Source organism: Flavobacterium bizetiae (genome assembly GCF_902804475.1).
Lineage (GTDB): Bacteria > Bacteroidota > Bacteroidia > Flavobacteriales > Flavobacteriaceae > Flavobacterium > Flavobacterium bizetiae.
Genome location: NZ_CADCSU010000152.1, coordinates 1 through 1,567, shown reverse-complemented (window position 1 = coordinate 1,567; position 1,567 = coordinate 1). Strand labels below are relative to the sequence as shown.

The window sequence follows — 1,567 nt, the reverse complement described above, 5'->3', positions numbered from 1 at the left end:
TAAACAAGAAAATTCGTGTTAAATAAAATAAATAAAAACATTTTTTTTTAAAGTATAAAACAAAAAAGGCCGGAAGAATAATCTTCCGACCATGACTACGTCTGAACCTGCTTTTGTTAAATCTCCAGAATCCCCGTTGGTTTGTTTTCCAACAATGTTGTTAAACGTTTGTAAGTCATTACCAATGTATACAAGACCATTTGCAACATATCCTGAACTACGGTCAGAAGCAGTTCTTTTGAAATAATCAAAACCTATAACAATTCTGTTTCTGAAATTTCCAATTTTGAAATCACCATTAAAGTTTTGTTGAATATCAGTTGTTATATTTTGATTGTCCTGATCTGTAAATTGTCTGCCTAATACAATCCCGTCTTTAAGTGAGGCGAAAAGTTTATTACTTGTGCCTTCGTATAAGTAAGTATAATTTCCTTGTGATTTTGCTGAACTGGTAGAGAACACAGTTTGAGAACTCCATTGGTCAGAAAATTTATAATTCATCTGAGCCTGAATGTTGTATGAAGGAGTTTTCATTGTTAGTTCATTACTTGTATAAGAACGTTTGTTGTCATAATTTAACTCCTTAATATTATGCACGCGTAATGGTGTTCCTCTGTCTAAAAATAGCATCGTTGGGTTTGTAGCCTCGCTGCTCATAAATTCAGTATTCACTAAAAATGATAATTTATCATTTACATCATAAGATAATGAAGGTGCTATAAAAAAAGATTCTTTGAAACCGGCGTCTTGAAAACTTTCTTGTTTATTGTACGCTGAATTTACTCTGAAATTTAAAGTTTTTGTATCATTAAGAGGTGTATTTAAATCTACAACTGCGCGGTGTAAACCATAGCTTCCTGTAGTGTAATTTACTTCTCCTCCAAATGTTTTATAAGGTCTTTTTGTAGTGGTGTTAATTAAACCTCCGTAAGAGATTAAGCTACTTCCAAACAAAGTTCCTGATGGACCTCTGATGATTTCAATTCTGTCAATATTAGCAGGATCTAAACTTCCGTTTGTTAAACCTGGCAAACCATTCACCATTGTTGGCTGAACTGGAAATCCTCTTAAAGAGTAGTAAGCAGCTCCGTCGCCGGCACGTCCTGTTGCTGCCCAAAGTGGTGTAATACCAGATGCATTTTTCAACGCATCATCAAAATTAGTTACAACCTGCTCTTTTAATAATTCTCCTGTAATCGTAGTATATACTTGTGGATTTTCAAGATTTTTAAGTGGTAATCTTGAAACTTGTCGGTTGTCTTTGCGTGCAAAGTGATTTTTCTTACCGCTATTAACCACTACTTCTGTTAAGTCTTCTGAGTTGGTAGAAATAGAAAAATTCTGAGTTAAGTTATCGCCTTCTTTTAGTACAATTGTTTTTTCCTGAGTAATGTATCCTATTGAAGAAACTTTTATAGTATAAGTTCCAGGCTTGATATTTTTTAAAATATAATTACCAGAATCATCTGTTGTGGTTCCTGATTTTGTACCTTTTAAAACAACAGAGATATTCTCTGGAGATTCGTCACTATTTAAACTAATTTGACCTTTAATAGAGGCTCTTTCT

Annotated in this window: 1 protein-coding gene; it reads right to left on the bottom strand. The window is 33.2% G+C overall.

Translation table 11 applies throughout. The annotated features are described in order from the left end of the window. Nucleotides 1–18: 18 nt before the first annotated feature. The coding region (locus tag FLACOL7796_RS20340) for a TonB-dependent receptor (RefSeq protein WP_173972627.1) at nucleotides 19–1,567 on the bottom strand (1,549 nt) is incomplete at its 5' end.